We start from the raw sequence: 4,830 nt of genomic DNA, 5'->3' as shown, positions 1-4,830 counted from the left end.
TCGCGGTTTGGCGAAGCAACCGAGCCTGAATCGAGATGATCGCGACCAATGACGATCGGTGCTTTCAACTCGCCATTGCGGACCATTTCGTTGAAAGCAAGACCGAGGCGATGGCGATCTCCAAGACCGACCCAGCAAATACGCGCTGGCAGTCCCTGAAACTCGATGCGTTCTTTTGCCATGTCGAGCCAGTTGTGCAGGTGCTTGTTGTCCGGCAGCAGTTCCTTCACCTTGGCATCGGTCTTGGCAATATCTTCCGGGTCGCCGGAAAGCGCTGCCCAGCGGAAAGGACCAATGCCGCGGCAGAACAGTGGGCGGATATAGGCAGGCACGAAACCTGGGAAGTCAAAGGCGTTTTCCAGACCTTCTTCGAGTGCCATCTGACGGATATTGTTGCCGTAATCTACTGTCGGAATGCCCTGATTGTGGAAATCGAGCATGGCCTGAACCTGCACTTTCATCGAAGCACGGGCGGCTTTTGCAACAGCTGCCGGATCGCTCTCCTGCTTGGCGCGCCATTCAGCGACGGTCCAGCCGATTGGCAGATAACCATGCACGGGATCATGCGCCGAGGTTTGATCGGTCACGATGTCAGGGCGCACGCCGCGCTTGACGAGTTCAGGATAAATTTCAGCCGCGTTGCCGATCAGTGCGATGGACTTGGCTTCACCGGCCTTGGTCCATTCGTCGATCTTGGCCAGAGCTTCATCGAGGCTGTGGGTCTTTTCATCGACATAACGGGTGCGCAAACGGAAATCGGCGCGGGTTTCATCGCATTCGACTGCAAGGCAGCATGCGCCAGCCATGACAGCTGCGAGTGGCTGTGCGCCACCCATGCCGCCCAGGCCACCGGTCAGAATCCACTTGCCCTTGAGGTTGCCGTCATAATGCTGGCGACCAGCTTCAACAAAGGTTTCATAGGTGCCCTGAACAATGCCCTGTGCGCCGATGTAAATCCATGAACCGGCGGTCATCTGGCCATACATGGCGAGACCTTTTTTATCCAGTTCGTTGAAGTGATCCCAGGTAGCCCAGTGTGGTACGAGGTTGGAATTGGCAATCAGTACGCGCGGTGCATCCTTTTGGGTGCGGAACACGCCGACTGGCTTGCCCGACTGCACCAGCAGGGTTTCATCGTCATTGAGGGTTTTCAGTGTTGCAACGATGCGGTCAAAATCGTCCCATGTGCGGGCTGCGCGACCAATGCCGCCATAGACGACCAACTCATGCGGACGCTCGGCAACATCTGGGTCGAGATTGTTCATCAACATGCGCAGGGGGGCTTCGGTAAGCCAGCTTTTGGCATTGAGTTCAGTGCCGCGCGGGCTGCGTACTTCGCGCTCATTATGACGTGGGTTGGACATGGTTTTCCCTTTTTAGAGAGTGGAAGCCGTCTGTTCGAGACGCTGCAAAAGTGTTTTGAGATGTACGCGAAGCTTTGCTGCTTTCGCCTCGTCATAGGCAAAAGGTACAGCCTCGGTGGTTAAATGAGTTGATTGCGCCAGTTCCATCTGGATGGCGTGGACGCCAGTTTCGGGGCGCCCGTAATGGCGTGTCGTCCAGCCGCCTTTGAAGCGACCATTGAGAATGGACGTATAGCCGGTGGCGTTCTGGGTCACTTCCACGGCTGCGGTTTCTATCTTTGGATCGCAGGTCTTGCCCATGTCTGTACCGATATTGAAATCCGGCAGCTTGCCTTCAAACAGGAACGGGATATGCGAGCGGATCGAGTGGCAATCGTAAAGGATCGCTACGCCGTGAATGGCCTTTACGCGTTCGATTTCGGCTGAAAGCGCATCGTGGTAGGGCTTGTGAAAGCGCGCAATACGATCAGTAATATCGGCTTCATTTGGTTCTTCGCCGTCTTTCCAGATGGCAACGCCGTCGAAATCTGTTTCCGGGATCAGTGTCGTTGTGTTTTGGCCCGGATAGAGGCTCACGCCTGCCGGATCGCGATTGGCATCGATGCAATAGCGATGGAAGGTGGCGCGAACGGTCGTGACATTGTCCAGAAGCCCGTCATAGAGCTGATGGATATGCCAGTCGGTGTCGGCAAGAATACGGCCATTGTCATTGAGCCGCGCCCAGATGTCTTCTGGTACATCGGTTCCGGTGTGCGGCAGGCCGAGAATGACAGGCGATGTGCCTTGGTGGACTTCAAATGCACTCATATTAGTTCCCCAGTTCAGGCAGGATATTGGCGCTGATGCTGGCATTGAGCGAGCCATCGGCGATGATGGCGCTTGCAGCTTCGAGATCGTTTGCCATGTAGCGGTCAATTTCCAGCGTCGGCACTTTTGCACGCAGAACTGCGATGGCAGCTTTTAATTCAGGACTGGTTTCAAGCGGGCCGCGCAGCTCGACGCCGAGCGCGCCGGTCAATGCTTCAATGCCGATGATTGCATTGAGGTTTTCTGTCATTTGCAACAGGCGGCGTGCACCATGGCAGGCCATGGAAACATGGTCTTCCTGATTGGCGGAGGTTGGCGTTGAATCAACCGATGCAGGATGCGCCATTTGTTTGTTTTCGCTCATCAGCGCTGCCGAAGTGACTTCCGCAATCATAAGACCCGAATTGAGGCCCGGCTTTTTCGCAAGGAAGGCTGGCAGGCCAAAGGACAGTGCCGGATCAACCAGAAGCGCAATGCGGCGCTGGGCAATTGCACCAATTTCACAGACAGCAAGCGCGATCTGATCAGCTGCGAAAGCAACTGGTTCTGCGTGGAAGTTGCCGCCTGACACAACACTGTCATCGGAAAGGACGAGTGGGTTATCGGTGACGGCATTGGCTTCGATTTCAAGTGTGCGTGCAGCTTGGCGCAGAATATCGAGGGCTGCACCATCCACCTGTGGCTGACAGCGGATGCAATAAGGGTCCTGCACGCGCTGGTCGCCTTCAAGGTGGCTCTCACGAATGACCGAACCAGACAAAAGATTGCGCAATGCTGCGGCCGTATCGATCTGGCCCTGATGGCCGCGCAAAGTGTGAATGTCTGGATGGAAGGGTGCCGTTGAACCCATCGCCGCATCAGTTGAAAGCGCGCCGGTGACAAGGGCTGCCTGCAATGCGCGATGCGCACGGAACAGACCGGCCAATGCCAATGCGGTCGAGGTCTGTGTGCCGTTGATGAGGGCGAGACCTTCCTTGGCAGCCAGAACGACGGGCTTGAGGCCGGCTTTCTTGAGGGCGTCAGCTGATGGAAGACGTTCGCCCTGATAGAAGGCTTCACCTTCGCCGATCATGGCCGCTGCCATGTGCGCAAGCGGTGCAAGATCGCCGGACGCTCCGACCGAGCCCTTGGCCGGGATCATCGGGATCACGCCTTTTTCAAGCATGGCTTCGATGAGGCTGATGAGCTCTAGCCGTACGCCCGATGCACCACGACCAAGCGAAATGAGCTTGAGCGCCATGATGAGGCGCACGATGTCTTCGCTCAGAGGTTCCCCAACGCCGCAGCAATGCGACAAGATCAGATTGCGCTGAAGTGTTGCGACATCTTCTGGTGCGATACGAATCGAGGCGAGCTTACCAAAGCCGGTGTTGATGCCATAAACTGGTGTTTCACCAGCGGCAATTTCGGCAATGCGGGCTGCTGCTTTTTCAACACCTGCATGAAAAGATGGATCGATACGGACAGCGAGCTTTTCGCGATAAATCTGTGCCAGCGTGCTCAGTGCAACACTGCCGGGATGCAAAACGAGGGGCATGGAAAACTCCATCGACGATTTAAATTAGATTTTGCCTTTGGAAACCCGCTTCCAGAGCGGGTTGAAGCCAATGCGGTAAACAAGCTCTGCCGGACGCTCGACGCTCCAAATAGCGAGATCTGCATCTTTGCCGACTTCCAGTGTACCAGTATGACCCAGAACGCCGAGGGCGCGGGCTGCTTCGCGGGTAACGCCCGCAATGCATTCATCGACTGTCATACGAAACAGTGTTGCGCCCATATTCATCGTGAGCAGCAGCGAGGTCAGCGGTGAAGTGCCAGGATTGTTGTCGGTGGCCAGTGCCATCTTTGTGCCAGCCTCACGGAAAAGCTCGACAGGCGGCTTTTGCGTTTCGCGGATGAAATAGTAAGCGCCAGGAAGCAGAACCGCGACGGTTCCGGCCTTTGCCATGGCTGCCGCACCTTCTGCATCGGTATATTCGAGATGATCGGCGGAAAGCGCATCATAGGAAGCGGCAAGCGCTGCACCATGCAGATTGGAAAGCTGATCAGCGTGAAGTTTCACCGGCAGATTATGTGCTTTAGCAGTATCGAAAACGCGGGCGATTTCATCCGGCAGGAAGGCGATGCCTTCGCAGAAACCATCCACGGCATCGGCCAGATTTTCGCTGGCTATCGCGGGCAGTATTTCGTTGACGAGCTTGTCGATATAGGCTGCTTTATTGCCATTCATTTCCGGCGGCAGAGCATGTGCGCCAAGGAATGTGGTGCGAATAGCCACATCGCGTTCATGCCCAAGACGGCGCGCCGCACGCAATGACTTTGCTTCGCTGTCTGTATCGAGACCATAACCGGATTTGACTTCAACCGTCGTCACACCCTCTGCAATCAATGCATCAAGGCGCGGCAGAGTTTCACGCACCAGATCGTCTTCGCTGGCCGCGCGCAGGTTTTTAACCGATGAAACAATGCCGCCGCCAGCACGGGCAACTTCCTCATAGGTGGCGCCATTGAGGCGCAGTTCGAATTCATGTGCGCGATTTCCGGCATGGACCAGATGCGTGTGACAGTCGATCAGTCCCGGCGTGATCAGGCGGTTTTCGCAGTCAATCTTCTCAAAAGATTCATAGTCAGCAGGGAGAGAATCTTCTGCACCGACATA

4 protein-coding genes are annotated in these 4,830 nt (G+C 55.9%); all 4 read right to left on the bottom strand.

Features of this window, described 5'->3' with window-relative positions; all coding sequences use genetic code 11:
• Positions 1-1,364, bottom strand: a 1,364-nt coding sequence (gene hutU / locus OPR82_RS22525) for a urocanate hydratase (RefSeq protein WP_265987191.1), incomplete at its 3' end; no start/stop codon positions are given.
• A 12-nt stretch (positions 1,365-1,376) separates the two neighbouring features.
• The gene (hutG, locus tag OPR82_RS22520) at positions 1,377-2,171 is read right to left on the bottom strand and encodes an N-formylglutamate deformylase (protein ID WP_265987190.1); all 795 of its coding nucleotides are present in this window, start codon (positions 2,169-2,171) and stop codon (positions 1,377-1,379) included.
• Between the two features lies 1 nt (position 2,172).
• Positions 2,173-3,708 carry a histidine ammonia-lyase gene (gene hutH / locus OPR82_RS22515; RefSeq protein ID WP_265987189.1) on the bottom strand — a complete coding sequence of 512 codons (1,536 nt, stop codon included), beginning with the start codon at positions 3,706-3,708 and terminating at the stop codon, positions 2,173-2,175.
• Between the two features lie 24 nt (positions 3,709-3,732).
• Positions 3,733-4,830, bottom strand: a 1,098-nt coding sequence (hutI, locus tag OPR82_RS22510; protein WP_265987188.1) for an imidazolonepropionase, incomplete at its 5' end; no start/stop codon positions are given.

Source organism: Ochrobactrum chromiisoli, from assembly GCF_026241335.1.
Taxonomy (GTDB): Bacteria; Pseudomonadota; Alphaproteobacteria; order Rhizobiales; family Rhizobiaceae; genus Brucella; species Brucella chromiisoli.
The sequence above is the reverse complement of the archived record's forward strand: the minus strand, read 5'-3'. Positions and strand labels throughout refer to the sequence as shown.